Origin of the sequence: Sphingobacterium sp. SYP-B4668 (assembly GCF_027627455.1) — a bacterium.
Lineage (GTDB): Bacteria > Bacteroidota > Bacteroidia > Sphingobacteriales > Sphingobacteriaceae > Sphingobacterium.
Map to the genome: position 1 here is coordinate 3,789,521 of NZ_CP115483.1, position 21,331 is coordinate 3,810,851.

Genomic DNA, 21,331 nt, shown 5'->3' on the forward strand with positions numbered 1-21,331 from the left:
GAGGCTTTTGTGTTATTCACGACAGATTGCCAAAAGGAGTTAGGCCTTCACGCCGGTACTACCGCCTCCTTTAAGTGTCAATTCTAACAACGGATTGCTTTTCCACGCTCCTCTTGTAAAGTCTGGAACATCCACTGAATTTGACCTATTTTTAACTGATTTTTCACTCAACGGGGCTATAGCACTCCACAGCGCAGCATCATAGACATCCTGGTCCAAAGAAAGCCCATTGCGAAGACAATCGACTAGCCGCCAGTCCATCATAAAATCCATACCACCATGACCGCCAACCTTCTTCGCCATCTCCCCCACTTTAAGAACAATCTCCGGTGTATATTGCTCCTCCAACTTTTTCATTTCATCAGCAGAAATCCAATCGTGACCAAAGGCAATCTTACCAGGTTCAGGCCACTTCTGCGCGTATCCTTTCGTTCCACTGACAATGTGGATACGTGAGTATGGCCGAGGGCTAGACACATCATGTTGCAACATTATCGTACGACCTTTATGCGTACGGATAGTGGTCGTATTCATATTACCCCTGAAACCTTTGTTGGCAAATTGTTGATAAAAATCATCCTTCGCCGCCAATTCCTTTGCTTTAGCTGACATGCTGAAATCATTACCGGACATCGATGTTAGATAATCCATCTGATCACCCCGATTCACTCCCATAATCTGACATACGGGACCAAGCCCATGGGTAGGATATAGATTTCCATCTCTGTAGTTTTCTTTCAAACGCCACATGTCGTAATAAGAAGTTTTACCAAAGTTATCGTTCAATAAATCATGAATATAAGCCCCTTCTCCATGTAATATTTCGCCAAAAACACCCTGCCTTGCCATATTTAATGTCATCAACTCAAAGAAATCATAGCAGCAATTTTCCAACATCATACAGTGCTTCTTCGTTGCTTCTGAAGTCTCTACCAATTGCCAACATTCTTCCATAGTAGTCGCTGCTGGCACTTCAATCGCAACATGCTTCCCAGCCTTCATCGCATAGACTGCCATTGGTGTATGCAAGTGCCAAGGAGTACAGATGTATACCAAATCGATGTCGTCCCGATCACATAGCTTCTTCCATTCATCTTCCTTATCAGCATATATTGTAGGGGCTGGTCCGGACACGTTCTTTAGAGATTTTTCGGCTACATTTCGACGAATATCTGCAATCGCCTTAATCTCTACCCCATCAATGTGGTTCATTCGGTACACGGCACCCGAACCACGATTTCCCACCCCTATAAAACCTATTCTCACTTTATCAATCTTCGGGGCGCGATATCCGCACATATTGAATTTTTGACGACCGCTTTGTATCCTAGTGGTTTCAATAGAATCGCTAACATGATCCGCTCTAACCATCAGCCCACCGCCTAATATCCCTAGACTTGTCAGACCTGCTGCCTTTAGAAAATCTCTTCTTTTAGTACTCATAAAATATGCTTTTTTTAGGTTATTTAGTTTATAAAAAGCTGACATAATGAATGTTAAGACACAAATCACAATCATCTCAACTACAATAATAAACATAAATAGAAGCACTGGCAAGTAGATACAGTATGCAATCGATTGTCCAACTTTTATGTTATAAATCACAAAAAAATCAGCACATCACACATCTCATTAGAACTAACAATCAATTAACTTCCGTCAATTCCAAAATTGGTTCTATAGTATACTCCGTCTACACCTAATCCAATCGTTGACTTCTTTCCACTTATTTATCTAACAGCTCTAGCGCTTCCTTATCATCCACTTTTTTGATTTCCAATACTAGCTTAGCTTTCATTTTCTCAATTTGTTTTTTAAACTTAGGGTCTTCGTATCGATTTATCATCTCCTGTGGATCAGCCTTAAGATCATAAAATTCCCATCCTTCGACTTTATGGTACAATCGGATCAACTTATACCTTCCGTCACTGATTCCGAAATGTGGAGACACAGCATGCTCACCTTTCTCGTAGTAGTGGTAGTACAATACATCCCGAATCTTCTTCTTGTCACCTCGCAATAGGGGCAAGAAAGATTTACCCTGCATATCCTGAGGCACATCTACTTGAGCAATTTGTAATAAGGTGGGGGCGATGTCGACATTCATGACCTGTTGATCGATACGACTGTGGGCTTTGATTAGTGTCGGCATTTTAGCAATCATCGGGGTACGGAAAGACTCTTCGTACATCCATCTTTTATCGAACCAACCGTGCTCGCCCATGTAAAACCCTTGATCTGATAGATAGATAACAAGCGTATTGTCTTCCAGTCCACTATCGCGAAGATAATCTGTCACCCGACCAATATTCCGATCCATGGATCGGGCCGTATTCTGATAATCAATCATATATCTTCGATACTTCCATTCCGCCAACTCCTTTCCCTTAAGTTTTCTTTTTTGGAGATCATCATATATAGGACGGTAATATTCAATATATTTCTGAAATTGTTCATCATCCATACGTGCAAAATTTCCATCCTTTCTCATATCCGCCACAGTAGGATACATTTTTAAATCATAGCCCATCTGCATATCCTTGTCAATACTCATTTCTTGTAGCTTTGCTGCCTCGCGAGTCCGATAATCATCGTAAAATGTTTCTGGCAATTCAAACTCCTCTTCGTCGTTGACTCCAAAGTCTTGCGGGTCAGGCATCCAAGTTCGATGTGTAGCTTTGTGGCCGATGACTACACAAAAGGGTTGATCTCGGTGTTCCTTCATCCAATCGATTGCCTTGTCGGTTACTATATCGGACACATATCCTTGTTGACGATGCCGTCCATCGGGTGAAATAAAATCAGGATTGAAGTAATGCCCTTGTCCGACTAAAATGTCATAATCGGTGAAGCCTTCCAATTTATACCCCAAATGTATTTTGCCAATCCAACTAGTTTTGTATCCAGAGTTAGTCAATTGTTTAATGAACGAGTCCTGACTAAAATCAAACGTAGAAGTCTCATTGTCTTTAAAGCCATTCTTATGGCTATATTTTCCAGTCAACAGTACAGCCCTGCTCGGCCCACATATAGAGTTCGATACATAAGCTTTTGAAAAAATAGCGCCTTCTGCGGCAAGTTTATCCAGATTGGGTGTATTTTTAAGTGCTGGTTGATAAGCTCCTATTGCCTGATAAGCATGATCGTCCGATATAATAATTACGATATTAGGTTTTTTCTGTCCATAAGTACCCATCATCACTCCCAATAGGAGCATCAGCAAAATAATTTTTTTCATTGGTATGTCATTATTATAAGTGCGAGTTTTCATCACCTTCTCTAAGCTCGTTGCCCTTGGTTTATCCATTCATACTTGTGTACTTTCAAAGGCATTCTCACCGCTTTCGGTTGTTTCCAGAACGATGACGCCATCAGGGGTATTATATGTCTGTTTGTAAATAGTATGTTCACGACATTTTCATCAGCATATATTTACGCGTTCAGTTTGGTTGTTTCGTCTGTGGAATTACGGCTCTTTGCTACTATCAGCCATCCAAATGTACGACATAAAGCACATAAAATGCAAACGCCTAATTTTCCATATGAGCATACGCATTCCCCAGCAATGATGGTTACCGAATAATTATAGTGTATTAGATGATAAAACTATTCATTTTGGTAATTATATTGTCACAATATTTACCACATCTTATACTTACCTCACTAAATTATCCTATTTTTGTACGATTAAAATGAAGATAAATTTGAGAGCGAGATTAATATCCACCCGTTTATTCCAATACACCAATAAGCTTACCCATTTTGTTTTTCGAAACACTATGGTTAAAATAGGTCTAATCACAGACTCTTTTTGCCTCCACTGTTCTACATCTTCATTTCACGGAATACTGATTAGCACTAACTGATAGCTGACAGAATAATAGCGTACCCAATTATATGAATACAAGCTTACAGACTAGACTATTTGCCGCCATTACAGCCATTGGAGGATATGTACCTCAGAATAGAAGAACAAATAACGATCTAGAAAAAGTATGTGATACTTCGAACGAGTGGATCATCAAACGTACTGGCATCAAAGAACGTCGCATACTAGAGGAAGATCTAGCGACTTCGGACATGGCGGTGCGAGCCATACTCAATATGGTACAAGCATACAATAAGGATCTTCAAGACATCGATGCACTTATCGTAGCTACCTCTACACCCGATATGTTGATGCCAGCCACAGCCAATATCATTGCTGAAAAACTTGGTCTTAAAAGTGTTTGGGCATTTGATATGAACGCTGCATGTTCTGGTTTCTTGTATGCATTGGATATGGGAGCTTCCCTCATCGAGACTAAACGCTATCAAAATGTATTGGTCGTAGGTGCGGATAATATCAGCACCTATGTTAATGAACAGGATCGATCCACAAATATCCTATTCGGCGACGGAGCGGGTGTGGTCTGGTTAGAAGCTTCATTAGAAGGGGGTATTATGGATGCCTACTTGCGCAGCAATGGTAGCGGTCGCGAATTTCTCAACATCGAAGCTGGCGGCTCTTTATACCCATTGGACAAAGAATTGATGTCTAGTGAACGACGCTATTTGAGACAGGACGGTAAGGCTGTATTTAAGCAAGCGGTGCAGTCCATGAGCGATGCATGTCTACATGTTCTTGAAAAAAACAATTTGACTATAGATGATGTTAGTTGGTTAGTACCACATCAGGCCAATCAGCGCATCATTGATGCCGTAGGTCGATCCATCAATATAGCTGAAGGCAAGACTTTAAGTAACATCGAATACCTCGGTAATACAATTGCTGCAACTATCCCGCTTTGTATATGGGAAAATATAAAACGTATGAAAACCGGCGACTTAGTCATGCTGACTGCTTTCGGAGCTGGATTCTCATGGGGAGCGAGTCTATTGCGCTGGATGGCATAAGCCATCGCTACTAGTTGACTGTTGCATCCTCCTAGCTATTTCGACTGTGCAACAGTCACTATAAAAGCAGCTCATTTCTTAGCTGTTAGTTGCCTACAACTTAAGTAAATCCCCCCATACAGCTAAACAACGGTCCCCATCCCCACACCAATCTATGGGACCTACGACCTAATGTGTAACTTTTGCATATAGGATATGCGTTATCCGTCTTAATACCGGGCGTGTTACACAAAATAATCGTATATTAAATGCATATTATAAGAACCTGTTTAAATTCATACTATGAAATTTTTTATACGCTATTTTTGAGAGACCAAGCATTTTTTTTAAAGACAGCCGCGCTTTGGCCTCGAAAAAACATAAAGAGGTAGCAGTCAAAAAGAGACATAAAAAATTATTTCATAAATTTCAAACAGGCTCTAAAACCGAATTCCTTGTTTTTACTAACGACGTAATAGCATGCACGAAACTTTTGACGCAATAATAATAGGATCTGGCATTTCAGGAAGCTGGGCAGCGAAAGAATTTACAGAAAAAGGTTTAAAGACATTGCTAATAGAAAGAGGTAGGATGGTAAAACATATTGAGGATTACCCCACAGCTTTTTTAGACCCTTGGGAACTTCCTCATGCCAATGCCAAAACAGAAGACGATTTAACCAAGAATCCACTCATATCCAAGCATTACCAATTCAACGAGGCCACTAAGCATTTCTATATCCAAGATGGAGATCAAGAATACATCCAGGAGAAACCCTTTGACTGGATTAGAGGGTACCAACTGGGCGGCAAATCACTCTTATGGGCCCGTCAAACACAGCGCTGGAGCGATTTCGAGTTCAATGCGCCTAAGCGATTTGGATATGGCATAGATTGGCCTATTCGATATACAGATGTAGCTCCTTGGTATACGCATGTTGAAAAATTCATTGGTATTTCCGGCAAGAAGGACGGAATTGAAAACATGCCTGACTGTGAGGTCGTCGGATCTTTTGAGATGAATGCCGTAGAACAGTATATTTCAAAAAACATCGCGACCAACTACAACGACAGAAAAGCCATTATTGGGCGTTCGGCCAACTTGGCCGAAATCACAGATACACAGATCCATCAAGGCAGGTCTAAGTGTATGGCGCGTTCTCTATGTGAGCGTGGATGTCCGTTTGGAGGCTATTTTAGTGCCAATGCATCCACGATTCCTTATGCATTAAAAACCGGCAACCTTACTATTCTTACCGACAGCATCGTCGAATCCATATCGTATAATGATACAACAAAACGAGCTACAGGGGTACGAATTATCCATATCCATTCTGGAAAACGACAGGAAATAAATGCTCGCATCATTTTCTTGAATGCTTCGACTCTCAATTCCAATCTCATCCTTCTTAACTCCCGATCCTCGAGATTTCCAAATGGCCTAGGAAATGACAATGGCACACTTGGAAAATATATTGTATTCCATAATTACAGAGGCAAGATAAGTGCTGATTTCCCTGGTTTCGAGGACTCATATTACTATGGACGTAGACCAACACAAGTCTTCATCCCTGCTTTCAAAAACATCAACTTTCCCTCAAACTCATTTTTGGGATCATATCTTATCGCCTTCAGTGCAAATCGAGACAACTGGAAAGGCATGAATAAAGATGGTGTGGGGGCAGCCTATAAGGATAGTCTTTTGGAACCTGGAGCTTGGAAGGTTTCCATGATGATGCAAGGTGAAGTCATCCCCTCCATCCATAATCACGTGCGAATCAGTCAAGACAAGGACAAATATGGCCTTCCTAAACTCATCACATCCGTGGGATATACCGAAAATGACGTTACGATGATGCGCGACTTTTTTACAGAGGGGACCGAAATGTTGAAAAGTTCGAATTGTGAAAACATAAAAACCTTGGATCAACATGAGCTTTTCAATAGACAACCAGGACTTGAAGTCCATGAGATGGGAGGTGTGCGCATGGGCAATGATCCCCAACAATCCATGTTGAATGCCTACAACCAAGTTCATGCTTGTAGAAATGTTTTTGTCACAGATGGTGCCTGTATGATCAGCGCCGGTAATCAAAATCCTTCTTTAACTTTTATGGCATTGACAGCAAGAGCGGCAAATTATGCTATACAAGCGCTAAAAGATCATACTCTTTAGTATAAAAAAGGAGGTGCCCATGCGCCAAAGCATGAACACCTCCGTAAAGAATACGAGCTATGCTCGTAACTAGAAAGTATAATGTGGATTTTGTTCTAAAGCCTTATTTCTATCCCACGCGTCGCGCGGAATTGGGAATAGTATAGGCTGCGTATTCAACCAGGGCTTTTGATCGACATTGAGATCGGCATAATTTGGCCTTTCTTTTTTGATGAATTCCAAAAATCTTCCCCGTCTATTCAAGTCAGAAAAACCTCCGGATGGCTCCCAAATAAATTCCATACGTCTTTCCTGAAAAACAGCATCTAATGTCGCGTCTTTACCTAAACTATTAGCAAGTAGAGACAGCCCCGCACGTTCGCGTATCTCGTTGATGTAGTCTATTGCCTTCGATGTTTGGTTCGTCTCATTCAAAGCCTCGGCATAGTTCAATAAAATCTCGGCATATCGTATAATAGGCATATTCACTCCTGAATTATTTAATGTGGGTTTTTGCCAATATTTGGTCATGATATAACCTGATTTGGACCAGCCTGCTGGTACTGAAGCAGGCATCACGAAGGTGGGCATATTTTGATGTGCTTCCCCTGGACCAATTATCGTAGACCAATACCTCTTGTCCTTTATTTTACCCTGAGCATCTTTTTCATGACCGTCCACCCAGTGCTGTTGTGGGACAAAGTTACTCCAAGCCGCTCCCCCTGTAAACTCAGCTGGAGCGCCCCTAGGTGCAGTCCGTTTGACAATATTATTTCCCTCAGCATCCGTGCCTTCTCTAAATTGGGTTGAAAATAGAATCTCTTTATTATTCTCGTTTGTTTCTAGAAAAATAGATCTATAATCCGTTAATAGCCCATAGACTCCTTCTGTAAAAAGTGCTTCCGTAATCTTCACTACATCTCCATATTTACCTTGCCAGAGATAGCTTTTATTCAGTAACGCTTTGCATGACCCTGAAGTGGCTTTACCAACATTTGCCGGATCCCAAGATTTAGGAAGTACCTCATTCGCACTGATGAGATCATTTTCAATGGACTTCCACACATCTTCAACCTTTGCTCTCGGTATCTGCAATTCAGAATTGGCATTCAATGGATCCAAAATCAAAGGCACACCTCCAAAATAAGTTACCAGACGATAATAGTAGAGCGCTCTTATAAATTTAGCTTGACCAATAATCCTATCCTTCACTCCTTGATCACCTTCTCCCATGTCCTGCACTTTTTTGATAACCAGATTTGCACGTGCTATCCCATTGTATGCCGCAGTATATACATCTCGCAAAATGGTATTAGTAGAAGGCAATGTCAAGGAATGCAATTCTATTCTATTAGCACTTCCGTCCATCTCGTACATATCTCCAGATATGGCCCATTCAATGTCTGCTGCATCTCTTACATTTGAAAAAGTCTCTTCCCTTTGAAGGGTACTATACACACCTAATAGTGCGGCTTCGGCATCAGATGTATTTTTAAAAAACTCTTCTTCAATCACTATATCTGTAGGCTTCAGCGACAAAAAACTATCCGAGCACCCTACGGTTACTCCAGCGAGTAACAACGCAATTAACTTCAATTTTTTCATTTTCAATTCGTTAAATTTAAAAAGCCATTTTAAGTCCAAACATGTAGGTCCTTGGAACAGGATACACGCCGTCATCTACCCCACTAGCCAGTGGATTGGTCGCTCCAATTTCAGGATCAAACCCCGAATATTTCGTGAGGGTAAATAGGTTTTGAGCGGACACATACATTCTCAGCTTTTTTAGCACCTTTGTTTTCTCAATAATATGCCCAGGAAGTGTATATCCCAAAGTAAGATTTCGCAACCGTACATAAGAGCCGTCTTCAATATAGAAAGAAGATAGGTTGGCGTAGTTTCCATTCAAATCCGTATATTTCAATATAGGAGTACTGTTGCCTCCGTTTTCAGGAGTCCACCTGTTCATGATATCCTCAGAGGCATTTATTACACCACTGCCGCCGAAGTATTTCATAGGATAAGTCGTGAATTTGGCAACGTGAAATATTTCGTTTCCTGACACTCCCTGCACCAGCATATTGAGGTCAAACCCCTTATACGAAAAATCCATATTGAGCCCATAGGTCATATCTGGCCAAGGATTACCTAGCATTATTCGGTCTGCATCCGATAAAACATTGTCACCATTGATATCCTTAAATCTAAAATCACCGGCTGATGCATTCGGTTGGAAAGATTTGTTCACCTCTGCATCAGTCTGATAAATTCCATCAACCACATAACCTCTAAAGTATCCAATAGGTTGCCCGACTTGCGTATACGAACTATTCATACTCGTAAAGCCAACTATAGGGCCACTGATCGGATTTCCAGCGCCCAATGATAGGACTTCGTTACGCAATGTCGACATATTGATACTGACATCATACTTGAACTCGCCCCCACTAGCATATCCAACTAAAAATTCAAAACCCGAATTTCTTATCTTGCCCCCATTTACTGATGGTGCACTTTCAAACCCAGCTTCCAAAGACACAGGCAAGCTCACCAACATATCTCGAGTGTCTTTTATGTAATATTCCAATGTCGCATACCCCTTGCTTTTTAGAAAAGTAAAATCAGCTCCAAAATTCAACTGTTCACTGGTTTCCCATTTTAAGCTTTCGTTTCCAGGTCGAATCATACCAGCACCAGTTACTAAGCCCTGACCTGTTCCCAGGATGTAATTGTCCACCACACGGCCAATCCCTAGCGTACTCGAATATCCGAATGCTCCAATAGCATCGTTACCTAATTGCCCCCAACTCGACCTTAATTTTAAACTATTGACAAATCCAGTATTGTCAAAAAATGACTCATCCGAAATATTCCAACCGGCAGATACGGAAGGGAAGTTACCCCACTTTCTTGCCGGACCAAAATTTGAAGAACCATCTCTTCGAATACTTGCCGAAAATAGATAACGGTCTCTATAATTGTAATTGACCCTACCCAGATAGGACGCCAAGGAATAAACCGAGCCTGTCCCAGTCGCTTTACGATTAGCATCCGAACTCCCATTAATGACCTGTAAAGATTCATTCTGGAAACCTCGTGCCACTACTGTCATCCAATCATTTGTATTCTTCTGAGCGGATTGCCCCACAACAGCCGAAATGCGATGATCTCCAAAATCTTTATTATAGTTCAGCGTATTTTCAATCAACCAATTCAGCCCTTGTGATTGATTTTCGGTCAAGGATGCTTCAGGATTACTATAAAATCCACGTTGCACTTTCGGTTCCCAAGAGTGATTTCGTACGGAAGCGAAGTCCAAGCCCAAGCTCGACCTAAACTTCAAACCATGGACAATTTCGTATTCTGCAAAAGCATTACCATACAACCGCATATTACGCACAAAATTATCTAGTGATTTAGCCCTTAGATAAGGATTATCTCCCTGTGTGGAATAATAGGCAGAGGAGCCAGACACCACATCTTCTCTTCCCAAGGTCGGATAAAACTGTTGCGCCAAATTAAATATTCCCAATCGAAAATCTTCATTACGTTGTCCCTTACCGTCAATATAAGAGAAAGCCATGCTCCCACCCACTTTCAACTTTTCATTGACATTTACATCCACGTTGGCACGCCCTGTGTATCGACGATTGCGCGTTTCGATGATAGTTCCTTGTTGATCCCGGTATCCTAAGGACAGCGCACTTTTCACCTTCTGGTTGCCACCGGTTATCGACAAATCGATATTGTGTATGGGTGCCGAACGAAAAACCTCGTCAATCCAATTCGTACCTACACCCAATCCCGCCGGATTTGACCATTCTGGATTCGGTGCCATTTTGGAGTTTGTATATAGTTCGTTGGCCAAAGTTGCAAATTGCTCCGCATTCAAAAATTTTGGTTGTTTCCACAAACTCTGAATTCCTGTGTAAGCATTGACCTCTGCAGTCGCTACTCCATCCTTACCTCTTTTTGTGGTAATGAGTATCACACCATTCGCCGCCCTAGCCCCGTATATAGAGGCTGCTGCTGCATCTTTCAAAATCTCTACAGACTCAATATCATTAGGATTGACGATTGCCATTCCATCTACGTTATCCGAACTTCCATTAATCGCAACTCCACCCCCACCCACTGGAAATCCATCAATAACGTAAAGCGGTTGATTCCCCCCCGTGGTTCCAACCCCTCTTATCCGGACTGAAGCAGCTCCACCAGGAGCACCCGTAGTCTGCGTTATAGTCACCCCTGGAACCTTCCCTTGTATCGCTCCCGTAAAAGAAGTAGCAGCCACCTTCTCCAAATCTGTTGATTTGATAGAAGAAATAGAACCCGTGAGTTCCTTTTTCTTTTGCGTACCATAGCCCACCACCACGACCTCATCCAATGCATCCTGTTTGACAAGTAACACAATAGATTTAGGCGTATAATCTTGAATCACGACCTCCTGTGTCACATATCCCAAATACGAGATATCCAATACCGCTCCCCGCGCTACATTGTTCAGCTCAAAATTACCTTGATTGTCGGAAGATGTACCCAGATTCGAATTTTTCACTTTAATGGACACCCCAGCTAGTGGAGCCCCTGCTTCATCGACTACATTACCCCGTAGCTGTTGCTGAGCATGCCCTATCCGTCCGTCGGGAGCACTAGCATGACTTAATGACACAAAAGCTGGAGTAACCAAAAGTGAAAGCAAAAAACAGGTTGTTTTAAACAGTTTTGTCTTCATAATTTAGTATCTATTTGTTTATAAAATGTTGGATTATTTTTGTTGAAGGAAGAAAGAAAAGAAGTTGTATATCAATTCATTCGATTCGTCTGTCGGTTCATGTGTAGGACGATTGGACATTGCTACCCGATTATGCTGCCCTAAAAGCTCGTTAACTTGAATACTATGATTCAATACCCGCCAACGTGCCACAGGATCCTCAGACCCTCCAGATACAAGGAAGGGTCTCGGTGCCATCAAAACCTGTAGCTCGTGGAGATCACGTCCTTTGCTACGCATATCTAAATAGGGCCCAAAAGCTGGATTATCAGGAGTTATCAAGCCTCTACTACGCCAAGGTTTAGGATGGAATCCCAAATACCAAGGCTCCCAATAATTGACAGACTCCCTATCTTCTTGAAAGGCAATTCCGGGATCCGACCATGCGGCCGCCGCAAAGTTGTCCGTCAAACACGATGCAAACATGGCCCATTTACCGCCAAACGAATGTCCCACGATGCCAATCCTATCCCGATCTACATTCGCTTGATTCGCCAATGCAAAAAAAGCATTATTTGCTGCATAGGCCAGCATAGAAAGAGGCTGCACACTGACCTTATCGATACTCGGGTAGTACAGGGAAAACTCTTGTCTTGCTGAAGCTTCTTTAGTTCCAATAGATAGGGTCACAAAACCTCGTTGAACCAATTGCAATGCAAAATCCCGTCTTGGCTTTCCCTCCCCTATACTGGTCTCTGGTTCATAAAAGACTGTCACCACTGCGGGTAGCTTTCCCTTCTTATGAGGAGAGAGCAAATAGCCTATAGTTTGCTCATTAGGTGTCCAATAAAATCTAACTGTCGATTTAGTATACGTACCTTTATCTTCGGTAGCGAGTACTTCGAATTTTTGATCCTTCCATATCGAAGGCCATTCTCCTAAATATGACACCCAATCTTTCCGAATCTCTAGTCTTCTTTTCTGCCAATCATTAGCGTTCGCTACTAGGCTACCATCCTTAAACTTCAGGACGGAAGTCAATCGACCAAAATCCCCTTTAAAGGCCGCGGGTACATCAAAATAACTGGAAATACCATTCCATAGTTGATTTTCTTGTGCAAAAATACGTGCACAAAAAATGAGGAAGACTAGCGTCATCCCTATCGATTTAGACTTCATGATCAGTGGTTTTACAGGTTTATATGCTTGGCTTTCGAAAGAGCTAATGTGGTGAGATAATATTTTGAAAGCATAAAAGATTGCTCCCAATCAGGTAATTTACGCAGTTTTACATAGGCTAGGAATTGCTCGACTACTTTTGCAAAGTGCTCTTCGTGATTAAGCATATGTTTTTCAGGAATGACAATTTTCAGAAGACCTTCGTTATTCTCCAAACTAAGTCCATCCCATCCAGTTTCATTTAAAGCCTTTTGCAAGTCCCTTTCAAATGTAAGGGTTGTGTTATTCGGTTTGATAAAAATGTTGCTCCGTCCATTTTCATCAGGTTGAACAGTTAAAGTAAAATTATTCGTTCGATAAGTCGCCAGTAGTTCGTCTCCTTCTCCATGTTGGGATTCGGCATGCCATTGTATTTTGATTTCTACTGGTACTCCTTTGAGGGAATATTCAAGTATTCCATTCGAAGCGACGTTCAATCTATCCCCATCCGAGACCTGAGGTCTCAGAAAATAAGCAAATTCTTTTTCTCCGGTTATTTTTTGATACTGTGACAAAGACAAAACCGTATTCCAGCGACTTGACTCCTTAAACAAAATGTCCTTCTGAGGATCTAAAGTTTCTTGATGACAGACCAGCCACTGTACCAAATCAATGTAGTGCGTGCTCACATCTACCAATCCCTCTCCTTGTTGAGCGGTATCAAAGACCCAATTGGGTCTTATCAAAGGAGCCCCCGATACTGTTTTTAGAAAATAATGTGTGCTGTTGAACTTAATAGCGGGCTCGCCATCATCCAATTTCCATCCTCCAGATAGATTCTTATTTTGTATAAGCCTCTGAATAATTTGGTTTTTCGTTTCGAATCGCTCAGTCATCATGTCGTAGACGATTAGATTATTTAAACTCGTCTGATGAAAGATATCCACTAGTTTGTCATACCCTTCAGCATTGATGACCAAAGGTTTGTCAGCAAACACATGCAACCCGTTATTGACTGACTTTTCGATATATGTTATTTTCGCTCCATTATTGCCTGCTAAGATAACTGCATCCGCTTTCGGACCTCGCTCAAAGGCGGTTATAAAATCTGCACCGTAGTGGGGCTTTATTTTCCAAGAAGTAGGTTGCAGTAATCTATCATTATATTGGTTGATTAACCGCAAGTAACCCTCCACATCATTTTGACTCGCTGCATAGAGGTATATATTTTCATCCACGCCTGGAGGCATACTTTTCTGCGTCAGCGCTGCATGAAAATGCTGAGGCTGTACCACTATAAATGTTATTTTTTTTTCCTGCGCGTGGGAAGAAAGGCTCATAACAATCAAAACAATACCAATAATATGCTCCGGTTTCTTCAACTGGGCTTTAACTCGTTTTTTCCACGACCGGTATTTGTGCCCCTGTGTCGCATAGAAAATCAAATACAAATAGCAAGGGGCTAATACCCAATAGGCACTACGGAGGTCAACTTTATCAGCAAAGTATCCATATATCATCGGCATGATTGCATTTCCACATAAGCCCATGATCAATAGTGCACCACCTTGCTTCGTAAATTTACCAAGATCACTCAATGCCAAAGGCCATATTCCCGCCCATATCAATGAGTTGGCAAGACCGAGAAGAACGACGAACCAAATGGAGAGGTCTACGGAATGCCCCAATATATTGGATTGCCCTTTGACAAAAATAATGGAAAGTGTGAACACCAATCCCAATACTGTACATATTCGCAATGCAGTCACTTGACTAATCACTTTTGGAATAAGGACAATGCCCATTAAGTACCCTACAATGGTCAAGAATAGGGTGTATGACGGAAAGGTCTTTGCCTCTAATAGGTCTATCCCCATAGATCCAGCATATCCAATTACCGTATCAATCGAAATGACCTGCGTTCCCACATGCAGGAAGATAGCAATAGCACCGAGCACCAAATGCGGAAACTGCAATACACCGGTTTTCTTTACATTATCACGCATTACGGTGTCTTCCTCATGTTCCGTATCTATATCCGGAAGCGGAGAATATCTGACAAATATCCCTAGAATGAATAATACCATTCCTACTACGGCATAGGGTACCATCACTCTTCTGATAAACATATCGAGCTCCGCTGCTCTCTGCGCTGGATCCATGTGTTCCAATAAAGCAAACAACTCACTATCAGACGCTCTCAACACCACGGTAGCAAATAGAATTGGTGCTAATATTCCAGCGGCTTTGTTACATATCCCCATTATGGAGATCCGTTGTGCAGCACTTTCTTTGGGTCCCAATATAGTAATATAAGGATTGGCCGCAGTTTGCAAAATCGCAAGTCCAGATCCCAAAGAGAATAATCCAATCAAAAAAAGATGATAGGTTCGGGTATATGCTGCTGGGACAAACATGAATGCCCCAAATGCCATCACCCAAAATCCAATCAACATCCCTTTTTTGAATCCTTTGCGCCGCAGGATATAGGAAGCGGGCATAGACATAACCAAATAAGAGATATAGAAAGCAAATGCAACAAGATAGGCTTGAAAATTGGTCAACTCACATGCAATCTTGAAATAAGGTATCAATATTGCATTAATCCAACTGACAAATCCAAAAGTGAAAAATAGTACGCCGATTATTCCAATAGAAATGATTCTATCTTTTCTCGGAATAGCTTCAGCATGGGTTACGGTCTTGTTATCCATCATCTTAAACTTTAACTTCCCAACCGGCTTGATAAGTCCTAGACCAATAGCTGTCCATAGCCGGCTGATCTCCAAGTATATGTCCATTCGTGGGATCGATATTCAATACCCTTCCTGCACGCTGGGCAATATTGCCCAGTTGTACTAACAGTGTACTTTGGTGCCCACTAACAATATCCGAGTGCAAAACTTCCTTGTTCTTGATCGCCGAAAACAAATTTTGGATATGAATAGCATCTAATCTTTGTGAGGGACTAGTCAGACTAGCAGTATTCACCGGCATATCATCTTTCACTTCCCTGACCAACACTCCCTTGAGATCATATACTTTATAGGAGTTGGCACCATCGATTTGCAATGACCCATTCTTTCCATAAAACATCACGCCAACTGTGGAACCTTCTATCGGATACCCATTACAACTTCTCCCTTCCCAACTAATGAGCTTGTCTTCACCAAATTCAATATTGATAACCTGTGTATCCGGAGTCTCCCAATCATCTTTATAAGCATAACGCCCACCTAACGAGCTCACCTTAGTCGGATAGTTGACTTGCAGCCCCCAACGTGCCAAATCCACCATATGTGTACCATTGTTTAACGCTTCACCCGTACCCCAATGCCAGAACCAGTGCCAGTTATAATGCAGTAAGTTATCTTTCAATTTCATTCTTGGTGCTGGGCCTTGCCACAGGTCAAAATTTAACCAAGAAGGTACCACTATTTCTTTACCTATTCCTATTGATGGTCTATTATTGGTGTACCAGGTTTTGGCAAAGTATACTTCACCTATACTACCCGCGTGCAGCTCTCCTATCGCTTTCACGACATTGGGCCAAGACCTTCTCTGATTACCCATCTGGATAACGTTTCCATAGCGTTGTACGGCCTGGATCAAGAGTTCACCTTCATTTGGATTATGACTACAGGGTTTCTCTAAGTAAACATGTTTACCCGCTTGGGAAGCCATAATAGCCGCTGGGGCATGCCAATGATCCGGAGCGGCTACAACCAAGATATCAATATCCTTACTCTCAAGAGATTTTCTAAAATCCCCATATTCCTTTGGTATTGATTTTTGAAATTTGGACAGTGCCTTTGTACATTTCTGAAGGGCACGAGAATCTACATCACAAATATGGGCTACCTCACTATTGGGTTGGGAAGCAAAATTTTCAGCAAGAGCCAACCCTCTAGAGTTGACGCCCATTACAGAAACGCGGAGTCTTTCATTCGCGCCTATAATGTTGTTGTAGCTCTTGGCACTAAATGCTGGCAATACGCCACCGATGCTCAAGGCGCCTGTAGCCAGTATTGATTTCTTTAAAAACTCTCTTCTTGAATTCATTTCTTTATTCATGGCTCATGTTATTATTGCGTGATTGATTTAAGTTCGACTGCTTGTCCATTTCTGACTTTACTCACATCAGCCGCTTGGATAAATGCGCAGATCTCCAAAGTCTCGCGTGGGTCAAAAGGGACTTTCCTTGTGTCAAAAAAATTCACTATTTGATCCAAAAGAGGATTATAACCGACAAACTCACCCAGTTTAACAGCACCCTTTTCGCAGAATATAGTTCCGCCAAACTCCGCCTTTCCCTTTCTCGTTCCTCTTACTGTGCCTATACGACCATCCTCCCATACACCTACGATTGTATCCGCATCAGCCGTGTGTGTACGGCTGATTGTTTTACAGCCGATACCCATCGCCGTGAATAAAATCTCCACACCATGTATACCGTACCAAAAAAAATCTGGGTGACTACTTTCGAGACTGGCAGGCGAATAGACATCCGCGCCCAACACTTTGCCATATTTACCACTCAACACCTCGGCCATCCCTGTAATATATCGTAAGGATGAAGACGAAAAAAATGGCACATCGTATTTCTTAGCCAAATCAAATATCGCAGCAGCGTCTTTATAAGATGCTGCCAGAGGCTTATCAATAAAGACGATTTTCTTCGCCTTTAGTACTTCTTCGGCTTGTGCGAGATGCAATCTCCCATCATTTGTTTCCAACATTACAGCATCTACCTTGGTCAACAAATCCTGTATGGACTCGGCAATTTCTACACCATATGTTTTAATCTCTTCAATATATTTAGGAATACGCTCAAAGGAAGAAGCTATAGTCTTTGAACCGTAAGGGTAGGCCATTGCTACATAATATCCTTTATACTTAGCTGGGTCGGCATTTATAGCTTTGGCAAATGCTACCGAATGGGAGGTGTCCAATCCGATTATACCAATCTTTTTACCAACATCTTGGGGCATGCCAAATGTTATCTCCGGTGTTAAAAGAGAGAAGAATGTCAGGGCACCTACTCCCAAAAATTCTTTACGATTCAAATTATTCATGATTTGATCATTTATTGTGTTATCATCATTTAGTTAAATATGCAATACGGGTACGTACCCATAAATTAAACAAGCACCTCCCAAAACATCGGCAATCGAATACATTCAACTTGCAAAAGTTGCTGTGTAGTCATTAAGCTTATCAAACTCGTAAGAAATAGGCCTGCCTATCGTTGAAATCGGCAGTTATTTAATGTTTATAATTTTAATACTATAAATATAGTAAAAATGTGTACGTACACGAAATAAAAAACAAATAAATATTACAGTTTGTAATATTTATAGTTTTCTTTGGTCAACACATCAATTGGCATATGGTGTAGTTTCACGACATCATCGCCTGAAATAAAGTAATCACAAAGTGTCTGCAACGCAATAAATCCCTGCTTAACGGGCTGCTGACTAATAATAAAATCAATATAGCCTTCTTCTAAGTAAGCAAGGTTACTTTGTAAATAATCATATCCAATTAATCGAATATCTAATCGCTTTTCTTTGATGTACTGTGCGATGATAAAGAGTCTCGAATTCGTTACAAATATCAAATCAACTTCATTATGTTGAAGAAAACGCTCCAACTCCAGCCTGACGGATTCGTAGTCCGTCTGACTCAGAGAAAGTTTATGTATCTGTTGTTTGAAATCCTGCTCAACAAGATAATCCTCAAAGCCCTCTGTCTTTTTAATGAGATGATAGGTTGCATCGAGCTCCTTAGAAATATTGAGCACAAGTACCGATCCTTGATCCTTAATAAGGTAATGCGCAATATTGCCCGCCATCCTACCCGATTGGTACAGATCGGGACCGATATAGCTCAGCGGAGTCACAAAAGGGATATCCGAATTGATAAATACAAAACTTATCTTGCGTTCAGCGCATCGTCGGGTGAATTCCATAGCCTCATTAATAAAGGTCGGCGCAATAATCACACCATCTATCCTATCCCCTAAGATACGGTCAGCCTGCCGTTTGAAAGATGTACGATCATCCAGATTAAACAAATAACGGACCACCTCCACCCCAAACATCTTGACCTCTTCCAACGCAGAATTGATACCATCCAACGGAAGTTTCCAATATTCGGTCTCTTGGGATTGCATAGGTATCAAAACCGCAAAACGATAGACCCGTTTAGAGGCTAGCCGCTGGGCAAGCATATTAGGCTTATAATCCATCTCTTTGATGATATCCTCTATCTTCTGTTTGGTTTTCAGAGCGACCCCACCCCTCTTGTGCAATACTCGATCTACTGTTGCTATTGATACGTTGGCGCGTCGGGCAATCTCACGGACTCCATTTAATCCTGAATTCTCTTCCATAATTAATTTTCAATACAGCAAATTAACCATTTGCAATCAAACTCGCACTATCTTGATCTAAATACAGTGTAGTATTAGGATGCTTTCTCAATATCGTCGATGGAAAACGTTCGCTTACTGGCTCTTCCAGTGTCCATTTTACAGCCTGTGCTTTACTTGGACCTGGCACTACACAGTATAAATAAGGTATTTCAAATAAAGTTGGTATAGTCAAAGTCAATGCTTCCGCTGGTACAGCATCAAAAGACGGAAAACAGCCATCATTGACCTGTTGTTGCCGACAAGTGTCATCCAAGCTAACCCGTTTCACTTTTACGGGGTCCTTAAAATTAGCAACAGGGGGATCATTAAATGCCAAATGACAATTTTCACCAATACCTAGGCAGACTAAGTCAGGACTATATTCCTCTAGAAGCTGTCCATATCGTATACACTCTTCTGTTGCGTCATCAGCCTCTCCTCTAAGTAAGTGTACGCTGCGGAAGGGGAGCATGTCAAAGAAATGCTCTTTCAGATACCTTCTGAAGCTTTGTGGGCTATCCTCACTGAGTCCCACATATTCGTCCATATGAAAGGCATTGACTCGACTCCAATCCACATCAGTATCGATGAGTGCTCGATAAAGTTCCAATTGCGAGGGTGCTGCTGCAAAAATAACAGAGACCTCCTCCTGTTTCTCCAACAATTGTACGATGCGAGCTGCCACATCAGCTGCTGCAGCAGCTCCCATTTGCGTTCGGCTTGTCGATACGCTTAAATTCAATAAATCCATCGTCGATTTTATAAGGTTATAATTGATTATATATGACATTCCCTTGTACCATAGTCCACGACACTTCGATATTTTCGTCAAAGAGGATCAAGTCGGCATCCATCCCCATTTGGATACTCCCTTTTTGATTGCTGATACCAAGCACACGGGCAGCATTAAACGTCACCATCCGCACAATAGTATGCAGGGGCAACTCCACCAGTAACCGCATTACCCTAACCAATAGATCGCATGTGGCTATACTACCCGCAAATGCTGTCCTGTCTTGCAATTTAGCTACCCCGTCTTCTATAATGACCTTGGTACCTCCTACCAATGGTCCCAATATACTTTCGTCAACCTGGGTACCTGCAGCCCGCATGGCATCTGTAATCAGCACGATTCGGTCATGTGATTTGAACCTACTGATCAACTGCAACAAGTGTTTAGGTAAGTGCACACCGTCGGCGATGATTTCAAGATCGAACCCATCGATTAGATAGCCTGCTTCTACCACTCCCGCAAATCGATGTCCCGCTACACGTTTTATGGACGACATCGCCGAGTAAAAATGAGTCATTAGTGTATATCCTACTTGATGCGCTTTCTCCACATCCTCATATAAAGCGTCACTATGAGCTACTGCTGCTATGATATTATGTTTAACTAAATATTCTCCCATCTCCACAGCCCCCGGAAGCTCAGGAGCAACGCTCCATCTCTTTATAAATGGAAAACGTTGGATAATTGCCTGATACTCCTGCGGATCGGGATCTCGAATATAACGTGGATCCTGGGCCCCTCTCTGTTCCATGGCAAAATAAGGTCCCTCCAAATGCATTCCCAAAAATTGGGCTCCTTTGCTATTGCGTCTACACGCCTCCTCATAGCATCCAAGCGTTTTTTCCAATTGTTCTTGAGTCGTGGTCAGTGTGGTGGGCAACATTGCTGTTGTCCCAAAAGTGGCATGTGTCTCCGCTATCGTCAAAAAGGCCTCCACCGTACCATCCATAAAATCAGCACCACCGCCTCCATGAATATGGATATCGATAAATCCTGGAGATAGGTATCTCCCCTTTCCATCCACCCTACTCACTTCATCAAGATCCAGAGAGATTTCCTTTTCTGAACTATATATGCCAGCAATCTTACCTGCTGAGACCAGTACAACGCCCTGTTGCACCCGATCTAACAGAATAATGTTGACATTAGAAATTAAATATGTATTCATGTTTATAATTGTGTACGTACACGAAAATAGAAAAAATATTAAACAATCTACAAT

13 protein-coding genes and 1 pseudogene are annotated in these 21,331 nt (G+C 41.8%); 2 read left to right on the forward strand and 12 right to left on the reverse strand.

What is annotated here, in order from left to right; translation table 11 throughout:
* Window positions 1-39: 39 nt before the first annotated feature.
* Entirely contained in the window at window positions 40-1,443 is a 1,404-nt protein-coding gene (locus OQ289_RS15605; protein ID WP_270087779.1) for a Gfo/Idh/MocA family protein, read from the reverse strand.
* A gap of 283 nt (window positions 1,444-1,726) precedes the next feature.
* The gene (locus tag OQ289_RS15610) at window positions 1,727-3,238 is read right to left on the reverse strand and encodes a sulfatase family protein (RefSeq protein WP_270087780.1); all 1,512 of its coding nucleotides are present in this window, start codon (window positions 3,236-3,238) and stop codon (window positions 1,727-1,729) included.
* Between the two features lie 659 nt (window positions 3,239-3,897).
* Here OQ289_RS15610 and OQ289_RS15615 point away from each other — a divergent pair.
* Together OQ289_RS15615 and OQ289_RS15620 are read left to right on the forward strand one after the other, a co-directional pair.
* Window positions 3,898-4,896, forward strand: coding sequence for a beta-ketoacyl-ACP synthase III (locus OQ289_RS15615; RefSeq protein WP_270087781.1), 999 nt, complete (start codon window positions 3,898-3,900; stop codon window positions 4,894-4,896).
* A 459-nt stretch (window positions 4,897-5,355) separates the two neighbouring features.
* Window positions 5,356-7,050, forward strand: coding sequence for a GMC oxidoreductase (locus OQ289_RS15620; protein WP_270087782.1), 1,695 nt, complete (start codon window positions 5,356-5,358; stop codon window positions 7,048-7,050).
* A gap of 69 nt (window positions 7,051-7,119) precedes the next feature.
* Here OQ289_RS15620 and OQ289_RS15625 read toward each other — a convergent pair whose 3' ends face one another.
* From OQ289_RS15625 to nagA, 10 genes and pseudogenes are all read right to left on the reverse strand, one after another.
* Window positions 7,120-8,634, reverse strand: coding sequence for a RagB/SusD family nutrient uptake outer membrane protein (locus OQ289_RS15625; protein ID WP_270087783.1), 1,515 nt, complete (start codon window positions 8,632-8,634; stop codon window positions 7,120-7,122).
* 16 nt (window positions 8,635-8,650) lie between these two features.
* Window positions 8,651-11,764, reverse strand: coding sequence for a SusC/RagA family TonB-linked outer membrane protein (locus tag OQ289_RS15630; protein WP_270087784.1), 3,114 nt, complete (start codon window positions 11,762-11,764; stop codon window positions 8,651-8,653).
* Window positions 11,765-11,797: 33 nt separating this feature from the next.
* Window positions 11,798-12,922, reverse strand: coding sequence for a sialidase (locus tag OQ289_RS15635; protein ID WP_270087785.1), 1,125 nt, complete (start codon window positions 12,920-12,922; stop codon window positions 11,798-11,800).
* Window positions 12,923-12,933: 11 nt separating this feature from the next.
* On the reverse strand, window positions 12,934-14,241 hold the full coding sequence (locus tag OQ289_RS15640; protein WP_333485603.1) for a putative oxidoreductase C-terminal domain-containing protein: 1,308 nt from the start codon (window positions 14,239-14,241) through the stop codon (window positions 12,934-12,936).
* Between the two features lie 63 nt (window positions 14,242-14,304).
* Window positions 14,305-15,615 (reverse strand): annotated as a pseudogene (locus tag OQ289_RS15645) (sugar MFS transporter); the annotation flags it as partial.
* A 4-nt stretch (window positions 15,616-15,619) separates the two neighbouring features.
* On the reverse strand, window positions 15,620-16,975 hold the full coding sequence (locus OQ289_RS15650) for a Gfo/Idh/MocA family protein (protein WP_270087786.1): 1,356 nt from the start codon (window positions 16,973-16,975) through the stop codon (window positions 15,620-15,622).
* An 11-nt stretch (window positions 16,976-16,986) separates the two neighbouring features.
* Window positions 16,987-17,976, reverse strand: a complete 990-nt coding sequence (locus OQ289_RS15655) for a Gfo/Idh/MocA family protein (RefSeq protein WP_270087787.1) — start codon at window positions 17,974-17,976, stop codon at window positions 16,987-16,989.
* 263 nt (window positions 17,977-18,239) lie between these two features.
* Window positions 18,240-19,295, reverse strand: a complete 1,056-nt coding sequence (locus tag OQ289_RS15660; RefSeq protein ID WP_270087788.1) for a LacI family DNA-binding transcriptional regulator — start codon at window positions 19,293-19,295, stop codon at window positions 18,240-18,242.
* Window positions 19,296-19,317: 22 nt separating this feature from the next.
* Entirely contained in the window at window positions 19,318-20,067 is a 750-nt protein-coding gene (locus tag OQ289_RS15665) for a glucosamine-6-phosphate deaminase (protein ID WP_270087789.1), read from the reverse strand.
* Between the two features lie 16 nt (window positions 20,068-20,083).
* Window positions 20,084-21,277, reverse strand: coding sequence for an N-acetylglucosamine-6-phosphate deacetylase (gene nagA, locus OQ289_RS15670; RefSeq protein WP_270087790.1), 1,194 nt, complete (start codon window positions 21,275-21,277; stop codon window positions 20,084-20,086).
* Window positions 21,278-21,331 lie beyond the last annotated feature (54 nt).

Coding starts and splice junctions, on each gene's coding strand:
- OQ289_RS15630 (WP_270087784.1), bottom strand. CDS start 11,764: ATGAAGACAAAACTGTTTAAAACAACCTGTTTTTTGCTTTCACTTTTG.
- OQ289_RS15615 (WP_270087781.1), top strand. CDS start 3,898: ATGAATACAAGCTTACAGACTAGACTATTTGCCGCCATTACAGCCATT.
- OQ289_RS15660 (WP_270087788.1), bottom strand. CDS start 19,295: ATGGAAGAGAATTCAGGATTAAATGGAGTCCGTGAGATTGCCCGACGC.
- nagA (WP_270087790.1), bottom strand. CDS start 21,277: ATGAATACATATTTAATTTCTAATGTCAACATTATTCTGTTAGATCGG.
- OQ289_RS15605 (WP_270087779.1), bottom strand. CDS start 1,443: ATGAGTACTAAAAGAAGAGATTTTCTAAAGGCAGCAGGTCTGACAAGT.
- OQ289_RS15625 (WP_270087783.1), bottom strand. CDS start 8,634: ATGAAAAAATTGAAGTTAATTGCGTTGTTACTCGCTGGAGTAACCGTA.
- OQ289_RS15610 (WP_270087780.1), bottom strand. CDS start 3,238: ATGAAAAAAATTATTTTGCTGATGCTCCTATTGGGAGTGATGATGGGT.
- OQ289_RS15650 (WP_270087786.1), bottom strand. CDS start 16,975: ATGAATAAAGAAATGAATTCAAGAAGAGAGTTTTTAAAGAAATCAATA.
- OQ289_RS15640 (WP_333485603.1), bottom strand. CDS start 14,241: ATGAGCCTTTCTTCCCACGCGCAGGAAAAAAAAATAACATTTATAGTG.
- OQ289_RS15665 (WP_270087789.1), bottom strand. CDS start 20,067: ATGGATTTATTGAATTTAAGCGTATCGACAAGCCGAACGCAAATGGGA.
- OQ289_RS15635 (WP_270087785.1), bottom strand. CDS start 12,922: ATGAAGTCTAAATCGATAGGGATGACGCTAGTCTTCCTCATTTTTTGT.
- OQ289_RS15655 (WP_270087787.1), bottom strand. CDS start 17,976: ATGAATAATTTGAATCGTAAAGAATTTTTGGGAGTAGGTGCCCTGACA.
- OQ289_RS15620 (WP_270087782.1), top strand. CDS start 5,356: ATGCACGAAACTTTTGACGCAATAATAATAGGATCTGGCATTTCAGGA.